The sequence below is a fragment of the Tunturibacter empetritectus genome (assembly GCF_040358985.1).
Classification (GTDB): Bacteria; Acidobacteriota; Terriglobia; order Terriglobales; family Acidobacteriaceae; genus Edaphobacter; species Edaphobacter empetritectus.
This window is the reverse complement of the sequence record NZ_CP132932.1, coordinates 3,241,049-3,256,944: the sequence shown is the minus strand read 5'-3', so window position 1 is coordinate 3,256,944 and position 15,896 is coordinate 3,241,049. Positions and strand designations below refer to the sequence as shown.

Annotated in this window: 16 protein-coding genes; 9 read left to right on the top strand and 7 right to left on the bottom strand. The window is 56.5% G+C overall.

The genetic code is table 11. The features are described 5' to 3' along the window. Window positions 1-109 precede the first annotated feature (109 nt). The 4 genes from RBB75_RS13535 (at window position 110) to RBB75_RS13520 (ending at window position 4,909) form a co-directional block, all read left to right on the top strand. A complete protein-coding gene (locus RBB75_RS13535; protein WP_353068374.1) occupies window positions 110-1,549 on the top strand; it encodes an amidase in 1,440 nt (479 codons plus the stop codon). Window positions 1,550-1,967: 418 nt separating this feature from the next. Further along, window positions 1,968-2,681 (top strand): gluconate 2-dehydrogenase subunit 3 family protein, encoded by a 714-nt coding sequence (locus tag RBB75_RS13530; RefSeq protein WP_179637279.1) that lies wholly within the window; start codon window positions 1,968-1,970, stop codon window positions 2,679-2,681. Window positions 2,682-2,708: 27 nt separating this feature from the next. Then, window positions 2,709-4,280 carry a GMC oxidoreductase gene (locus RBB75_RS13525; RefSeq protein WP_179637278.1) on the top strand — a complete coding sequence of 524 codons (1,572 nt, stop codon included), beginning with the start codon at window positions 2,709-2,711 and terminating at the stop codon, window positions 4,278-4,280. 329 nt (window positions 4,281-4,609) lie between these two features. Beyond that, window positions 4,610-4,909, top strand: a complete 300-nt coding sequence (locus RBB75_RS13520) for a family 1 encapsulin nanocompartment shell protein (protein WP_353070393.1) — start codon at window positions 4,610-4,612, stop codon at window positions 4,907-4,909. Here the strand turns inward: RBB75_RS13520 and RBB75_RS13515 are convergent. Beyond that, window positions 4,906-5,490 carry a KdsC family phosphatase gene (locus RBB75_RS13515; protein WP_353068373.1) on the bottom strand — a complete coding sequence of 195 codons (585 nt, stop codon included), beginning with the start codon at window positions 5,488-5,490 and terminating at the stop codon, window positions 4,906-4,908. The genes RBB75_RS13520 and RBB75_RS13515 overlap by 4 nt on opposite strands. 185 nt (window positions 5,491-5,675) lie before the next feature. On the opposite strand from RBB75_RS13515, the gene RBB75_RS13510 reads away from it, so the two are divergent. Further along, window positions 5,676-8,447: a bifunctional YncE family protein/alkaline phosphatase family protein gene (locus RBB75_RS13510; RefSeq protein ID WP_353068372.1), complete on the top strand. Its 2,772-nt coding sequence runs from the start codon at window positions 5,676-5,678 to the stop codon at window positions 8,445-8,447. Window positions 8,448-8,588: 141 nt separating this feature from the next. Here the strand turns inward: RBB75_RS13510 and RBB75_RS13505 are convergent, their stop codons facing one another. Beyond that, window positions 8,589-8,984 (bottom strand): ArsR/SmtB family transcription factor, encoded by a 396-nt coding sequence (locus RBB75_RS13505; protein ID WP_353068371.1) that lies wholly within the window; start codon window positions 8,982-8,984, stop codon window positions 8,589-8,591. A gap of 165 nt (window positions 8,985-9,149) precedes the next feature. Here RBB75_RS13505 and RBB75_RS13500 point away from each other — a divergent pair, with 165 nt between their 5' ends. The 3 genes from RBB75_RS13500 to RBB75_RS13490 all read left to right on the top strand — a co-directional run bounded on the left by RBB75_RS13500 (window position 9,150) and on the right by RBB75_RS13490 (window position 11,390). Further along, window positions 9,150-9,896, top strand: a complete 747-nt coding sequence (locus RBB75_RS13500) for a glucose 1-dehydrogenase (protein WP_353068370.1) — start codon at window positions 9,150-9,152, stop codon at window positions 9,894-9,896. Window positions 9,897-10,001: 105 nt separating this feature from the next. Beyond that, window positions 10,002-10,733 (top strand): SDR family NAD(P)-dependent oxidoreductase, encoded by a 732-nt coding sequence (locus RBB75_RS13495; RefSeq protein WP_179637273.1) that lies wholly within the window; start codon window positions 10,002-10,004, stop codon window positions 10,731-10,733. A gap of 171 nt (window positions 10,734-10,904) precedes the next feature. Next, window positions 10,905-11,390 carry a DinB family protein gene (locus RBB75_RS13490; protein ID WP_353068369.1) on the top strand — a complete coding sequence of 162 codons (486 nt, stop codon included), beginning with the start codon at window positions 10,905-10,907 and terminating at the stop codon, window positions 11,388-11,390. 38 nt (window positions 11,391-11,428) lie between these two features. Here RBB75_RS13490 and RBB75_RS13485 read toward each other — a convergent pair whose 3' ends face one another. From RBB75_RS13485 to RBB75_RS13475, 3 genes are read right to left on the bottom strand one after another with little or no spacing between them, the layout of a single operon-like run. Next, window positions 11,429-12,709: an MFS transporter gene (locus RBB75_RS13485; RefSeq protein ID WP_353068368.1), complete on the bottom strand. Its 1,281-nt coding sequence runs from the start codon at window positions 12,707-12,709 to the stop codon at window positions 11,429-11,431. After that, entirely contained in the window at window positions 12,706-13,035 is a 330-nt protein-coding gene (locus tag RBB75_RS13480; RefSeq protein WP_353068367.1) for a hypothetical protein, read from the bottom strand. Before RBB75_RS13480 ends, RBB75_RS13485 begins: the two co-directional genes overlap by 4 nt. A gap of 21 nt (window positions 13,036-13,056) precedes the next feature. After that, on the bottom strand, window positions 13,057-13,620 hold the full coding sequence (locus RBB75_RS13475) for an isochorismatase family protein (RefSeq protein WP_353068366.1): 564 nt from the start codon (window positions 13,618-13,620) through the stop codon (window positions 13,057-13,059). Between the two features lie 134 nt (window positions 13,621-13,754). Here RBB75_RS13475 and RBB75_RS13470 point away from each other — a divergent pair, with 134 nt between their 5' ends. Beyond that, on the top strand, window positions 13,755-14,414 hold the full coding sequence (locus tag RBB75_RS13470; RefSeq protein ID WP_353068365.1) for a TetR/AcrR family transcriptional regulator: 660 nt from the start codon (window positions 13,755-13,757) through the stop codon (window positions 14,412-14,414). Here RBB75_RS13470 and RBB75_RS13465 read toward each other — a convergent pair. Both RBB75_RS13465 and RBB75_RS13460 read right to left on the bottom strand, forming a co-directional pair. After that, the gene (locus RBB75_RS13465; RefSeq protein WP_353068364.1) at window positions 14,411-15,697 is read right to left on the bottom strand and encodes a GRP family sugar transporter; all 1,287 of its coding nucleotides are present in this window, start codon (window positions 15,695-15,697) and stop codon (window positions 14,411-14,413) included. The two genes, RBB75_RS13470 and RBB75_RS13465, sit on opposite strands and share 4 nt — an antisense overlap. Window positions 15,698-15,757: 60 nt before the next feature. Further along, the gene (locus tag RBB75_RS13460; RefSeq protein ID WP_353068363.1) at window positions 15,758-15,886 is read right to left on the bottom strand and encodes a hypothetical protein; all 129 of its coding nucleotides are present in this window, start codon (window positions 15,884-15,886) and stop codon (window positions 15,758-15,760) included. Window positions 15,887-15,896 lie beyond the last annotated feature (10 nt).

Below are 15,896 nucleotides of genomic sequence, written 5' to 3'. Positions count from 1 at the left end.
CCACAAAAACCCAAAGCTCTCTAATTTCCACAACAAATTGGTCATACCAAAGCTACCACTTACCCTTGACTTCCTCTCCCGCAAGAAACATCCGGTATAACCCAAAGAGATGTCCGATCTCCTAACCCAGCCCGCAGTCGATCTCCTCGCCCTCCTCGCCACGCGCAAGATCTCCGCCCTGGAGCTGGCCGAAGAGCACATCATCCGCATCGAGCAGCTCAACCCCCAGCTCAACGCCCTCATCGACTTCGATCCTGACCGCATCCGCAAACAAGCCCGCTCCCTCGACAACGCCACAGGAGACCGAGGCCCCCTCCACGGCCTCCCCCTCACCATCAAAGCCTCCATCTCGGTCGCCGGCCACCGCTGCGAGACCGGCAGCCTCCTCCACCAGGGCCACGTCCCGGCCCATGACGCCGAGGCCGTCAAACGCCTCCGCGCCGCCGGGGCCATCATCCTCGGCACCACCAACTGCCCCGAGTTCCTCATGGCCTATGAGACCGACAACCGCCTCTACGGCCGCACCAACAACCCCTGGGACCTCACCCGCACCGCCGGAGGCTCCAGTGGCGGCGAAGCCGCCGCCATCGCCGCCGGCCTCTCCGCCGGTGGCCTCGGCAGCGACGGCGGAGGCTCCGTCCGCACCCCCGCCCACTTCACCGGCATCTGCGCCCTCAAGCCAACCCCCGGCCGCATCCCCGCCGCGGGACACCTCCCGCCCTGCGCCGGCCCCTTCTCGCTACTAGGAACCATCGGCCCCATGGCCCGCACCATCGCCGACGTCTCCCTGCTCTTCCGCGTCGTCTCCGGAGCGCTCGATACTGACCCCATCGCCGCCCCCGTCCCCTACCGCCCCGTCTCCCTCGACGACGTAAAACGAATCCCCATCGGCTACTTTGAGGACGATGGCATCGCCCCCGTCACCCCCGAGACCCGCCAGGCCGTCCTCACCGCAGCCGAATCCCTGCGCCGCCAGGGCTTCCGCGTCGAACCCTTCCGGCCCAAGGCGCTCGAAGCCGCCCGTCAGCTCTGGTACACCCTCTTCGTCCGCTGCGGCGCCATGCTCCTCGAACCCCATAAGCCAGACCAACACTCTCTCCTCAGCCCGACCTTCCTTGACTTCCTCGACATAGCCCACACCCTCCCACCGCCCACCGCGAACGAACTCCTCCAAACCTGGGCCGCGATCGACCCCATCCGCTCCTTGCTCCTCGAAGAGATGCGCGCCTTCCCCATCCTTCTCAGCCCCGTCTGCTCCATCCCCGCCTTCCGCCACGGCGAACGCCAGTGGACCCTAGAGCACGCAGGCGCTTCCGCCCACGCAGGCGCACCGGCCCAGCTCGCCTACCTCGACGCCATGCGCTACACCCAGTGGTCCAACCTCTTAGGCTCCCCATCCGCTGTAGTCCCCATCGCCCGCTCCCCAGAAAATCTCCCCATAGCCATCCAACTCACCGCACGCGCCTACGCCGATGAGGCCGTTCTAGCTGCAGCCGCAACTCTTGATCGAGTTCGGCTACACCGCATCACGCCAAGCAGTCAGCGATAGTGTTTAAAGTAATCGATAAAAATCGAGTTAGTACGTTGATTTAAGTTCTGGCCGAAACATAAGACCCGTGATGAGGACACATGGCGATTTGAGGATGATGCGGATAAGCCGGACTGATAAGCCCGCGCAGTTGTGCCCCCAGCATCCTCCCTAAATCTCGTGCGTCCGCCCGGGCTTTATAACCGTATGGTCGTCGTCCCACTCACGCTGACGACTCTGCCAGCTTCATCTGGTATCACGGCAAAGCGAACACCTCGCATGCTCGGGCTACGACCTGACAAATTCCAACTCGCCGTGCCTGTTCGCACGAAAGCCAGAGATGACTCACGAGTTCATTCGCTCAAGCTCACCTGCCGCTGCACGTGTTGGACGCCAGAAGAAGTTGGAGTGTAATCTTTGTGTAAGCAAAAGGAGAGTTATGCTGCGTCGTGAATTCGTTCGCGCTGTCATCTCGGTAGGATTTCTTCCGAAGGCACTGCTAGCTCAGCAGAAAGCGAACCCCGAGCCGCCGCCACCGGCTCCTGTAGCGTGGACACTGGGACTGAATCCCAAGACGCCGCTGCCGGTCACTGAAGCCCCCGATGGGATCGCGGAGATGGAGGCGAAGTTTTTTACTCCTGTTCAACTTGCTACTTTCACGCGGCTATGTGACTTACTTCTGCCACCTCTCGGCAGTAAGCCAGGCGCGATCCAGGCGGGAACCCCCATGTTCCTCGACTTCCTGATCGGGAAATCACCCGAGGCGCGCCGAAAGGTATACAGCGGTGGATTGGATTGGCTCAACGCACAAGCAAAGAGCGAGTACAAGCAGCCGTTCGCGCAGTTGAACACAACCCAGGCGGATGCGCTCATCAAGCCGTGGCTGCGCACCTGGATGACGGACCATCCACCCACCGAACTGCACGCGGACTTCATCAACATCGCTCATGAAGACATCCGGACTGCGACGATGAACTCAAAGGTCTGGGACGATGCCGGGGCGGCTGCCGGCCAGGACTGGGTAACGGGCGGACTCTACTGGTCTCCGATCGAGCCAGATATGGCCGGCCTCGGCGCAACCTCCACGCACCTGCCTCCGCATGTGATGGCTGTACCCAAGGCCGCGCACTCCATGCCTTCCTACCCGCGTTAGAAGTAAGCGACTCCCCAGATAAAAACAATGACAGACACAACCTTCGATGTATTAATTATTGGGTCGGGTCACGCCGGCGGCATGGCTGCCAAGATCCTGACCGAGAAGGGCATTCGATGCCTGATGCTGAACGCGGGTCCGGTAGCCGACGTAGCCAGAGATGCACAGCGCAAGCCCGCGTACGATCTGCCGTATCGCGGCTTCAAACCACCCGGGCGGTTGGAGCATGTCTTCCAGGCGAACGAATTCAACGCGAACGTCTGGGTAGACGAAGAAGAGGTTCCATACACCTTCGATCCCGCGAATCCGTACAACTGGGTACGCGTACGCCTGTTCGGCGGTCGCTCGCTCTTCTGGTCGCGTCAGTCCTTCCGATTGAGTGACTACGAGTTCAAGGGCAAGTCGCATGATGGTTTCGGCGAAGACTGGCCTATCAATCTTGCCGACCTGGCGCCGTACTATTCACGCGTAGAAGATATCTTCCAGGTGGCGGGCGCACAGGACGGTCCACCGCAGATGCCAAATGGCAACTTCGTTCCTGTCGATGATGGGTGGTCCGAGTCGATGCAGCGGTTTATCAAAGCTTCGCAGGCGTACAACATGCCAGTCTGCAAGCAGCGCCGCGCGCAAGGCCGCGATGGCTTGGCGAGTTCGGTGAATCTTCTGCTGCCGGATGCGGAACAAACTGGCAAACTGACCTCAATTGCTAATGCCGTAGTTCGGCAGATTACAGTCGACAAGAACACTGGCCTAGCGAATGGGTGCAACTTCATTGATAGGCTCTCGCGCCGGGAGATGCATGTGAAAGCCCGCGTAGTTGTGTTGGCCGCGGGAACGCTTGAGAGTACTCGCCTGCTGTTAAACTCAAATCTCGCCAACTCGAGCGGCGTTATGGGGCACTACCTGATGGACCAGATCTACGGACCGGGCGTCACCTGTTCGGTGCCTGAGGCGCGCAATGGCAAGGCAACAGCACAGTTGATGGGTGGCTCAGCAATCGTGCCGCGCTTCCGCAACATTACAACGAAGTATGACAAGTTCTTGCGTGGCTACGCGCTGAATATAACCAGCCGTATGGGTGGGGTAGACCCACGCAACTTCGCGGCGTATGGCGCGGAGTTGCAGCAGAAGCTGCACGATTACAACGGAAGCGCCTTTTACATCACCGTGATGGGAGAGGTACTCGGGCGTTACGAGAACCACGTCCGCATCGATAAGGAGAAGGTGGACGCGTGGGGTATTCCTGTGCTTCGTATCGAGACCAGGTACACCGACAACGAGTTCGACATGGCGAAGGATGCGGTCGAAGTTGGCTGCTCAGTGGCGGATGCGGCTGGATTCGAAGTGCTTTCGAAAAATACCGTTCCCAATCCACCGGGGTACAGTATCCATGAAGTCGGAACCTGTCGCATGGGCGATGATCCGAAGAAGAGCGTGCTGAATAAGTGGTGCCAGAGCCACGATCATAAGAATCTATTCGTCGTTGATGGAGCGAGCTTCGTAAGTGCCGGTTGGCAAAACCCAACGATGACCATCCTGGCACTCTCGATGCGCGCCTCAGAGTATCTTGCCGGCGAGATGAACGCGCGAAATCTTTAGAGATTACAACCTCGCAAAAGGCCTCGCACCACACGTTCCACAGGCGGCTTGATCACTTCACTGCACAGTCCTTTGCACTGACATCACATCGTCCCGGCGGCATGTGCCTATCACGACAACTTAGCATCTCGGAGATTCCCTCTGCTTCACAGCCTCATGTAGCAGTCAATTCGATCCACTGTCCTCTCCTTCTCACCAGAAACTCAGCTGGACGGTACCGTAAACTCTAGGAGAGCACTTCAGCAAAACCGATCACCATCGGTTCGCACCATCGAAAACGAAGGGCTAGTTCGCCCTGGCTTTTTCATAGACCAGCGAGCAACTAAAGCATCCTGCTTGGCGCCAACGCGTATACAGAGCTCGCGAAGACACGCGACTATGGGCATCCCGTTCTCGAACACGTCAAGCGTCTCGTCGACGGCAATATCATCTGGGCACCTGCTATAGAGGGAGCCTTTGTGCTAACCACGCGCGGCGGCGACTTCGAGCTCAACATCGGGCAGGATGTCTCTATCGGCTATCTCAGTCACACCGATGCTGTCGTTCGGCTCTACCTCCAGGAGACCTTTACGTTTCGTCTCCTGACAAGTGAGGCATCGGTAGTCCTCGCGCCTTCTGTGAAGTCTTAGGCAAGCGCTTGTGGCACTGCCTCGTCCCATCGTCCCTGCGCCTTCAAGATAAGCTCCACCACTTCGCGCGCGGTGCCCCGTCCAGCAAGTCGGCGAGTCGTAAAGTGACAGATCGCCCTCAACTCAGGCGCCCCATCGGCCACGCACACAGCCAATCCAGCTCGCTGCGCCAGCGGAATGTCCGGCAGATCATCACCCATATAGGCAACTTCCTCTTCGGTCACACCCGCCTTCCGCATGCACTCCTCGAACGCCTCGGTCTTCTTCGCCTGCCCTAGATAGACAAAAGTGACCTTCAGTTCTTTGGCGCGCCGGGCGACTGCGGGCGAAGATCGACCGGTGATGAACCCTGTCTGAATCCCCATCGTGTGGGCAAGCGACAGCCCTTGTCCGTCTTGCGCATTGAAGACCTTCATCTCGGAGACGACAGCATCCGCAGACCCGTCAGCAGAAGTCGTCGAGATCAGACAGACGCCGCCATCGGTCAGAGTGCCATCCACGTCCATCAGAAACAGTTTGATCTTACGGGCACGGGCCAACACGTCGGGGGAAGCGAGATAAGCAAGAGCAGTGTCAGACATGAAAACGATTCTAATGCAGTCCCCAAAGTACAGACTGGGCACCTGACAAAGGCTCTACATAGCCTTTCGTGCCGAAACCGCCTTTAATACTTGATCAACAGAGAACTTGCTAATCTGTCACAATGACAACCCGACAGCATGCTGCTCAATTACTGGCAGTGACACTCATCGTGAATGCCGCTTCAATGGCAGCACAATCTGGCTCGACAAGTATCGATCTTCCCACGAGCAAGGAAATCCTGCAGCCAGTACTCGGCAATCCGCAGAGGCTCAATGGGCTGCCCCTCTCGATGGCCATCTCTCCGGATAAACGTTATGTCATCACCGTCAACGCAGGCTACGGAACCTTCGAGTCCGGTTACAAACAGTCCCTCGCGGTAATGGACACTCAGACCGGTGTGGTAGAAGACTTCCCGGACGACAGAACCCCGGTAAAGGCCAGACAGACGCTTTATTCGGGACTGGCCTTCAGCCGCGACGGTAAACATATATACGCAAGCATGGGGTCCGAAACCGATCCCCTCGGCACCGAGAAAGATGACACCGGTAGCGGTATCGCCGTCTATGGCTTCAACTCGGGCAAAATCTCGCAGGAGCGCATGATCAAGATCCCTCTGCAGCAACTCGCTGCGGGCCGGAGGACGCTGCTGACCGGAGGCACCACCGCGGATAAAGGCATACCGTTTCCGGCTGCAATTGCAGTGGTAGGTTCCTCAAGCTCAGAAAAACTCCTGGTAGCCGATAATCTGTCGGACGACGTACTTCTGATGGACCCGACTACAGGCGCAATTCTTACGCGGTTCGATCTGGCCGAAAACGACGCAGTCCCCTCGACATACCCTGTCGCACTCAGCGTCTCCAAAGATGAGACCCGTGCATTTGTGGCGCTGTGGAATGCAAGCGAAATCGTTGAACTGGACCTGAAGCACGGTGTCGTGGGCCGAAAGCTTCGTTTGTTGAAACCAGTTACTCCAACAGCCCCGGGTACTCATCCATGTGCGCTCGAGATGTCAGCCGACGGCCAGACCATGTACGTCGCATTAGCGAACCGCGATGCAGTTGCAGCAGTCAATATAGATGGCCGCCAATTCTCAACGAAAGGTTACTTCGACACTCGGCTGCCACACCAGACATACTTTGGAGCTGAACCCGAAGCACTTGCTTTGTCTCCGGACGGTTCAAAGCTCTACGCAGCAAACGCGATCACCGACGCAATCGCAGTCTTTGACACCAGAAAGCTCTCGCCCAAAACAGCGAAAAAGGGGATGGTCGAACCCTTAGGCTTTGTGCCAACGGAGTGGATGCCAATGTCGATCGGACTCATCGACGGAAAGCTCTATGTTGCAACAGCGAAAGGCAAAGGAACCGGACCAAACAACTTCCCACAGCGGCAACCCGCCGGAGCACAGAATACGAAGCCAGCCTCTTCCAGCTACATCGCAACGCTCCTTTATGGTTCTCTTGCCGTGTTAGACACGCAGACCATGGAGCAAGACCTTCCGCAGTGGACGGCGAAGGTAGTCGAGTCAAACCGAATGAAGGCAGCCGAAGAAAAGATCCAGTTTTTCGGCGGCCAGCAGGATCGCATCAAGCATGTCATTTACATCATTAAAGAAAATCGTACCTACGATCAGATCTTCGGGGATCTCAGACAAAACGGGAAGGCCGTCGGCAACGGTGACGCCAGTCTGACGATGTACGGCTCAGAGATCACGCCGAATCAGCACAAACTCGCTCTACAGTTTGGAGTGCTGGATAACTTCTACGACTCGGGCGAGGTGTCCGGCGACGGGCATGTCTGGTCGACTGCCGCCATCGGCACAGACTATCTAGAGAAGACATGGCAACAGAGCTACCGGGGAGACGAGCGGACCTACGACTTTGAAGGCGTAGTTGCCGAGGGCTATCCTCTTCTGCAAAAAATCCCTGACATCAATGAGCCCAACAGTGGATATCTGTGGGGAAACCTCGCGCGTCAAAACAAAACTTACTACCACTTCGGCGAATTCATCTCGTCCACATTCTGCGATGAAAAGAAAACCGAAAACCCGCAGGAAGGCCCGCAACTGGAGGGAGCGAAGTGCCAGAAGCCCTCCATCATGCCAGGAGAGACACTGCCGGCTGAGTGGGGTGGTGGCGTGAATAAATGGCCGTGGCCTATCCCGCTTCTGGCTACAAACATCGCAACCAAGCCGGAGTTAGTCGGACACTTTGCAGTGGAGCAGCCGGACTTCAATCTAAGGGTTCCAGACCAGATCCGGGCCGATGTCTTTCTGAAGCACTTCGAAAGATGGGTCGCCGACCGCAAAGCAGGTAACGACGACATGCCAAACTTCATACTGCTTCGGCTCGCAAATGACCACACAGCAGGAACGACGCCCGGCGGACCCACCCCTAAGTCTTCCATCGCCGACAACGATCTGGCCGTAGGCCGCGCAGTCGACGCGGTATCCCATTCGGCCTACTGGGACGACACGGCATTTTTCATTCTCGAAGACGATGCGCAGGCCGGTGCGGATCATGTAGATGCGCACCGCAGTCTGGCTCTGGTTGTCAGCAAATACTCCCCAAAGACGGCGAACGGGGAAGCCTTCGTTGACAGTCGCTTCTACTCGACCGTCAGCGTCCTGCGAACCATGGAGACCCTCCTTGGTCTTCCGCCGATGAACAACAACGACGCCTTCAGCTCCATGATGGGATCATTGTTCACCGGAGATGGGAGTCAGCCGCCATTCTCTGCCGATTACAGAAATCGCGACAACGCCCTGATCTACACAGCAAATACGAAGACTGCACCAGGGGCGAAAGCGTCTCAGAGAATGGACTTTCGTCACGCAGACCATTCGGATACACAAAAGCTGAATGTGATCCTCTGGAAGGACGCCGTGGGAGACGCCCCGATACCGGCACTCCTAAACGCCCGCCCTAAGAAGCTGAAGAATGACGATGACGACTAACAGCAAATTATTTGACTGATCACAAGGTGCCAGCCCTCTCGTGCACAAAGAGCAGTGAACTTCCCAAATTACGATCACTTTCAAAGACGGAAGTCTGAAATTTTCGCCATTCGTTCTTGGAACGCCTAATCTTGTCGCGAGCTATCTATTAACTGCTTGCATTCGTCGCGCAGCCTTTGATTTCGCCGCTCTCGTCTGCCGCTCTCCTTCGGCCAACTGAACCTTATGCGCCGTAACAATGGCTCCAATCAACCCCGGAAAGCGCTTGTCGATCTCCGCGCATCGAGACGTGTTGTGCATCTCGACACCCTGCCGCTCACCCCGAATCAACCCAGCCTCGCGAAGTATCTTGAAGTGCTGTGAAAGCGTTGACTTCGGTATCGGCTTCTCGCTGATATTCGAAAACGCCACACAATTGTGCGAACAATTCTGTCCAACAATATCGGCATAGATCGCCACACGCACAGGGTCAGACAAGGCATGAAGGATCGCTTCAACTGTCACGTCCTGGACCGAGGGGTGGAATAAAGGCCTCATGGACACCACAATAGTCTTTTTAAATAAATTGTTCAATAGTGCATAAATCCTGAACTAATGAATCCTTCAGCTGCCAAACCCCATCTACTCACCAGCAGTCGGAACCTGCGACCGCAGGCAGTGCAAAATCTCGAGTTTCTAAAGCAACTTAAAGAGGGATCAGTCATGAGCAAGCTAAAGGGTAAAGTCGCAGTCGTCACCGGCGCATCCAAGGGTATCGGAGCCGCCATTGCCAAGTCGCTCGCCGCCGAAGGGGCATCAGTCGTCGTCAACTACGCCTCCAGCAAGTCTGGCGCAGACACCGTCGTCTCCGCCATCACCGCAGCCGGAGGCAAAGCCGTCGCCGTAGGTGGTGACGTCTCGAAGGCTGCGGAAGCGCAGGGCATCATCGACGCAGCCATCAAAAACTACGGACGCCTCGACATCCTCGTCAATAACTCCGGGGTGTACGAGTTCTCCCCTCTCGAAGCCGTAACAGAAGAGCAGTTCCACAAGATCTTCAACATCAACGTCCTCGGCGTTCTCCTTACCACGCAGGCTGCGGTCAAACATCTCGGCGAAGGGGCCAGCGTCATCAACATCGGCTCAGGCGTCAGCAGCCTCACTCCTCCAAACAGTTCTGTCTACACCGCCACCAAGGGCGCTCTCGACGCCATCACCGGCGTCCTCGCAAAGGAGCTTGGTCCGCGTAAGATCCGCGTCAACTCCGTCAATCCTGGCATCGTCGATACTGAAGGCACACAATCTGCAGGCTTCATCGGATCCGACTTCGAGAAGGCTCTCGTAGCGCAGACCCCTCTCGGCCGCGCAGGCCGCGTCGACGACATCGCCTCCGTTGTCACCTTCTTTGCATCCGACGACGCAAAGTGGATCACCGGCGAGCGCGTCATCACCGGTGGCGGTCTCCGCTAAACCTCGCACCAGGCCCACTCGACGCCAGCGTCACCGCGCGTTTTGAGTGGGCTTCCCATCCGACTTCAACAAACACACACAGCAAATGTGAAAGGACGAATCTACATGGGCAAACTCGAAGGAAAAGTAGCCGTCATTACAGCAGCGACGTCTGGCATGGCACTCGCTACCGCTAAACTCTTCGTAAAAGAAGGCGCCTACGTCTTCATCACCGGTCGCCGTCAGGACAAGCTGGATGAAGCCGTCAAGGCAATCGGCAAAAATGTGACAGGAGTCCAGGGCGATGCCGCAAACCTCGCAGACCTCGATCGTCTCTACGAGACCGTAAAAAAAGAAAAAGGAAAGATCGACGTCCTTTTCGCCAGTGCGGGCCAGGGCGAGTTTGCCAAGATCGGCGAAGTCACCGAAGAACACTTCGACAAAACATTCGACCTCAACGTACGCGGCACACTCTTCACCGTCCAGAAGGCTCTCCCGCTCTTCAACGACGGCGGCTCAATATTCATGAACGGCTCCATCGCCAGCATCAAAGGCTTCCCTGCTTTCGGCGTCTACAGCGCCAGCAAAGCCGCGGTGCGATCCTTCGCGCGCACCTGGCTTAATGACCTCAAAGATCGCAAAATCCGCGTCAACGTGCTCAGTCCGGGCACGATCGATACCCCAATCCTCGACCCCCTCGGACCAGACGCCAAGGAGTACTTCAAGACGCTCATCCCTCGTGGCGAAATCGGTCGTCCTGAGGAGATCGCAACCGTTGCGCTCTTTCTCGCCTCCGACGATTCCAGTTTCGTCAACGGCATCGAGCTCTTCGTCGATGGCGGAACAGCACAGATCTAACGCAACAGCACATAGCTGACAACGAACTGAGTCTGCCACGCTGCCGACCGCATTAGCAGCGTGGCGACGCCAGTTCAAGCGTGGCGACCGCCGTACAGGCACAGAAGTAGAGAACATCAATGATTGAATGCATTGTTATCTTAGCTTTTTCCATAAGAGAGGTACTACAGCATGAACCCAGAAGCTTCGCTCATCGACTCAGCGCTCCGCAGCTGGAAGGCAAACGTTGACCGCACAACAAAGCTCTTCAGCGCTCTAACGGAGGAACAGCTTCTCGAGCAGGTCGCCCCGGGAAAGAACAGGCTTATCTATCTCTGGGGCCATTTAGCAGCCAGCAGCGATGCACTTCTACCCTTGTTGGGATTGGGCCAGAGATTACATCCGGAGCTCGATTTCATCTTCATCGCCAATCCCGACGGGCACTCACAGAATCTGCCTTCGGGAGCAGACCTGAAGCGAATCTGGAATGAAGTCAACGATGCCCTTTGGACCGCCTTCTCGAACCTGTCAGGCTCGGACTGGGCACAGAGACACACCGCCATCTCCCAGGAAGACTTCAAGCTCGAGCCTCATCGCAACCGCTTCACCATTTTACTCAGCAGAACCGCACACCTCGCCTACCACTTCGGTCAAGCAAAGCTCGCACCGCAAAGATAAACTCCCACCATCGGCTCGGAAATAGTTCAAACGCAACTTCAACGCGCAACGAGACTACCTTCATCCATGGTGAAGCGAAGACGTCCAGCGCCGAAGCTCACCCGCAGATGACGGTACTTCGCGAGATAGTAGATGCCTACAATTGCCGCCGCAAATCCTGAAGCAGCGCCAATACAAAGCGCCCAGCGCGGCCCAAACCTGTCAGCGACCCACCCGACAATCGGCGCTCCGATAGGAGTACCACCAAAGACCACCGCCAAGAGGATCGCCAGCACCCGACCACGCATGGCAGGCTCCGTCGAAAGCTGCACCAAGCTGTTCGTCGAGGTGGTGAAAGTCTGCGCAGACACGCCGATAACAATAAGAGCTAGCCCAAAGAGCCAATAGTTAGGCATGATCGCTGCTAGCGCCAATCCAACCCCGAACATCCCCGCTCCAACCAGCAAGGGAGTCACATTCGGTCTTTCTCGTCTCGCAGCGAGAAGTGCACCAGCGACTGATCCAATCGCCATAGTCGAAGTCAAAAACCCGTACTGGCTCGCTTCCGCATGAAAGACGGTCACGGACATAGTTGAGATGAAGATTGGAAAGTTGATCCCGAACGTGCCAATCAAAAAAAGCATGAGAAATATAGCTTTCAGATCCGGTCTCTTCCAGACATAACGAAACCCTTCGACGAGACTTCCCCGTGTTCGAACGGCTCTATGCTCCCGGTGTAGTTCTCCGACGCGAAGTAGACTCAGCGAACAAAGTACGGCAGCAAACGATGCCGCATTAATCAGAAACACCCAACCAGATCCCACCGCCGCGATGAGAACGCCAGCGATTGCGGGACCGATCATCCGCGCAGCATTGAATGAGGTCGAGTTCAGCCCCACTGCGTTCGACAGATCTGCCTCCCCCACCAACTCGGAGACGAAACTCTGGCGTGTCGGCGAATCGAACGCGGTAACGCAACCCAGAAGAAACGCGAACACATACACATGCCACAGACGAATGAGTCCTGCAATGGTGAGAACACCTAGTCCTAAGGCTAGGAATCCCATGGCCGCCTGAGTAGCAATCAGCAGCTTTCGCCGGTCAAGATGATCAGCAGCAAAACCCGTCAGCGGCAGTAACAAAACCTGTGGGCCAAACTGCAGCGCCATGACGACACCAACAGCGGTCGCATCATGGTGAGTCAACTCGGTAAGAACAATCCAGTCTTGTGCAGTGCGCTGCATCCACGTTCCGATATTCGAGACGAGCGCTCCACCAGCCCACACTCGATAGTTAAAACTGTTCAGCGAGCGGAAGGTGTCTTTTGCTGAGACGCTCATGAGTTACCAGGGGAATTTCCGCCGTGAAACCGCCCAAAGCTGCGCGCCGTCATTACACTCATCAGGAGTATGCCCAGCCCTAGAAAAACAACATTACCCGTAGAGCGCAAATTAAAGCTGCCAACTCGGCATATCAGGACATAACCAATCACCAGGTTAAAAAATCCCCAAAGCACATTCACTGTTGAAGAAGAAAGCCCCTGTCCGGGCGGTTTAGCAAATGGGCTTTGAAACGGACGCCCCATTACGCCACTCACAAAATGCGGAATAGCATTTGTGAGAAAAACGCCACCAAACAGATAAGCTACAGAGTGATTCCATTCCATCCGTCAAACCCTCCTCTTTCATTAGACCTGGTTGCTGTCGAGCAGACCAAGAATCTCCTGGGTCGTGCCCGTCTCTCCCAGACGTGGAAAGATCCGCAGAATGCTGTTCGTATGAGCATCGAGGTTCATATCTGTCATAGCGTCGACGGCGAAGGTGACATTGAACCCGAACTCGTGCGCCTGGCGTCCGGTAGATTCAACACCGGCAGTCGTGGCAACGCCAACGATGACAACCTGCGTAACGCCCTTCTTCTTCAGGTACTCCTCAAGGCCAGTGCCCGTAAACGCTCCCCAGGTCCGCTTCGTCACTAGATGATCCTCAGGCTGCTGATTCAACTCAGGAACCAGATCAGTCCATCCTGCAGGAAACTCGCGTACCCTCGGAGCCTGCTCTGTCCGGCCAGGTGCTCCTGCAGATACGTTCACCAGCACCACCGGCAACTTCCGCCGGCGAAACAAGTCAGCTAAGACGCTGGCTCGCTTCACAATCTCTCCCGTCGGATGAGCGGTAGGCATCGCAACGATGCCTTTTTGCAAATCAATGACAACAAGAGCGGTGATGGGGTCAAGCGAGGTGACTGCCATGGGTGTTCTCCTTCTATTTCCTCAGACTACGGCTACGATCAACCAGCTTGAAAAGCTAGATCAAAGAGATTAGCAACGGATCGAAACAAAACATGAGGGTTTCCTCAATTTGTTTCCAGAGCTAGAATATGAGCATGTCCTCAACAATGTCAAGCCCAAGGCGGGCTCCCCAGCAGGAGAGGGGCGAACGGCGCGTCGCTCAGTTACTTGATGCAGCTGCGTCTCTGCTGGCTGAAGTCGGCTACGACGCCGCCACCATGACAGAGATCGCCGACCGAGCCAAGGCATCCATCGGAACCGTATATCAGTACTTTCCCAATAAACCGGCCATCGTCCTCGCACTTCGAGGCCAATACGTCGCAGAGATGGAGGAGCGCTGGACGCACCTCAACGAGGAGGCCGTGGCGGAGATGTCAGCCGAACAAATAGCCCACCGCTTCGTCGAGCTGACGATATGTTTCGTAGACGAGCACCCCGCCTACTTCGCAATTCTTGACGCCCCCGTAAAATACAAGCGCAGCCCAGAGGCAAGAAACCGATTACGAGAGCGAATTGCTAAGGTATTCCGAAGCAAGAAACCTACCCTCACGCAAGAAGTAGCGTTTCGATTGGCCAACGTCTCCCTGGGCATCATCAAAGGCATGAATAAGCTCTACGCAGAAGCCAGCTCCAAAGAGCGCCAGGAGCTGGTTAAGGAATACAAAATTGCTCTCGCGGCGTATCTCGAGTCGCGTCTGAGTCCATCCCATAAAGATCGAATGCAGAAGAAGTCAATCCCGCGTTCAAAGTCCTAACTGAATCGCGTCCGCCGCCAGAGACTCCATCCTCCAACGAGGAGACTAACCAACAGCAGCACGCTCAGAATCACCACCCAACTCAGGTTCATCGCCAGCGGTGGCACCACCGCGCGAACTCCCAGCGTGATAAAAACTGCAGTGGCCGTCAGAACGATAAGGTAATCCCACCACCGACGCCGTCCGTCTCTCCCGTCAAACTCATCTCCTGCCTGCGCCATCATCGTTCGCTGATAGTCCAGGCCGTACCGATTACACTCTCGCAACACCGCCTCATTCGTCGAGCTTTGCTCCTTCGCTGAAGCAACCGCCGTACTGATTGCGAGTGCACCAAGGATCATGATGACCGACCCTCCAATGACCATCCACCTGTGCTGCCGATCAGCCTTCGCCAGCTCGCCGAACACCAGCGCACCCCACGCCAGTCCCCAAAGTTGATTCGTATTTGAGAGTGGAATCCCGCGCCCAATCCCCAGATACTTCGCCGCGAACTGCTGGAACAGATCACCCACCACCCAGACGAACCCTCCAAGAAAAAGCCAGAACAAAACTCCCGGCATATGGAGCAGTTGGAACGCAGACGAGTGCGCCCCGCCGTCCAGAGCCAGCGTCAACGCCAGCACCGTTCCCAGCTCCCCCAACGTAAACACCGTCACAAACGACAGAGGATTCATCCCACTCAGATAAGCCTTGCGATACGGAACATACATCGTCCCCCACATCAAACTCGCGCCCAACGCCGCAACAACTCCGCGAAGAGCATGACTCCCAATCGCCCCTCCGTGGATCGTGCTGAAGCCCAGCATCACTGCTGCAATCACGATCGCAATCGCACCAAACACCACCTTTGCAGTATTCTTTCCGCTCGCTCCCTCCAACTCACGAAACAGAGCCCGTCCCCAGAACAACCCAATTAGCGAATTCGCATTCCACATCGGAAACGCAACCGCCAACCCAACATCCCGAATCGCGAATACGGTCAGAGTATTTGCCACCGCCCACAGCGCGCCAGCTAGCAGCGCCCATACAATCAAATGCTTCCTCTCCGACAGATCCGCGAAGACATAGCCCGTCCCCTTCAACAGCGTGGGGAAGGTCCACCGCGCCGTGAACACCCCGGCGACCATACACAGAGAGATAGCAAACGGCGAGAACCCTGCGTTCACAAGCTTCGTAGGAGCCTCCGCCGCCCCCAGCCAAACGCCCGCCGTCAATCCGCAGACGACGCCCAGGCCATGCAGAGACAATCCCTTTCGTCTCACCCGCTCTAATTCAAGTGCCATTCCACTCCCCTCGATGCTTTCTTTCAAGCCGCTTTCTTTCAAACCGGCCATGCTTGCCGTCTAGTGCAACGCCACCAGCAAAGCAATCCCCAGCACAAGCACACAGAGCGGCACCAGAAAGTGGCTGTCCGTTGCAGTCGTCTTTATCCTTTTTCCGAAACTCAAATCACCCTCCACGATCTTGTCCATACTAAGTGGT

Bases quoted from the DNA above. Each gene is read 5' to 3' on its own strand.
- RBB75_RS13535 (WP_353068374.1), top strand. From the start codon at position 110: ATGTCCGATCTCCTAACCCAGCCCGCAGTCGATCTCCTCGCCCTCCTC.
- RBB75_RS13530 (WP_179637279.1), top strand. From the start codon at position 1,968: ATGCTGCGTCGTGAATTCGTTCGCGCTGTCATCTCGGTAGGATTTCTT.
- RBB75_RS13525 (WP_179637278.1), top strand. From the start codon at position 2,709: ATGACAGACACAACCTTCGATGTATTAATTATTGGGTCGGGTCACGCC.
- RBB75_RS13515 (WP_353068373.1), bottom strand. From the start codon at position 5,490: ATGTCTGACACTGCTCTTGCTTATCTCGCTTCCCCCGACGTGTTGGCC.
- RBB75_RS13510 (WP_353068372.1), top strand. From the start codon at position 5,676: ATGGCAGCACAATCTGGCTCGACAAGTATCGATCTTCCCACGAGCAAG.
- RBB75_RS13505 (WP_353068371.1), bottom strand. From the start codon at position 8,984: ATGAGGCCTTTATTCCACCCCTCGGTCCAGGACGTGACAGTTGAAGCG.
- RBB75_RS13500 (WP_353068370.1), top strand. From the start codon at position 9,150: ATGAGCAAGCTAAAGGGTAAAGTCGCAGTCGTCACCGGCGCATCCAAG.
- RBB75_RS13495 (WP_179637273.1), top strand. From the start codon at position 10,002: ATGGGCAAACTCGAAGGAAAAGTAGCCGTCATTACAGCAGCGACGTCT.
- RBB75_RS13490 (WP_353068369.1), top strand. From the start codon at position 10,905: ATGAACCCAGAAGCTTCGCTCATCGACTCAGCGCTCCGCAGCTGGAAG.
- RBB75_RS13485 (WP_353068368.1), bottom strand. From the start codon at position 12,709: ATGAGCGTCTCAGCAAAAGACACCTTCCGCTCGCTGAACAGTTTTAAC.
- RBB75_RS13480 (WP_353068367.1), bottom strand. From the start codon at position 13,035: ATGGAATGGAATCACTCTGTAGCTTATCTGTTTGGTGGCGTTTTTCTC.
- RBB75_RS13475 (WP_353068366.1), bottom strand. From the start codon at position 13,620: ATGGCAGTCACCTCGCTTGACCCCATCACCGCTCTTGTTGTCATTGAT.
- RBB75_RS13470 (WP_353068365.1), top strand. From the start codon at position 13,755: ATGTCCTCAACAATGTCAAGCCCAAGGCGGGCTCCCCAGCAGGAGAGG.
- RBB75_RS13465 (WP_353068364.1), bottom strand. From the start codon at position 15,697: ATGGCACTTGAATTAGAGCGGGTGAGACGAAAGGGATTGTCTCTGCAT.
- RBB75_RS13460 (WP_353068363.1), bottom strand. From the start codon at position 15,886: ATGGACAAGATCGTGGAGGGTGATTTGAGTTTCGGAAAAAGGATAAAG.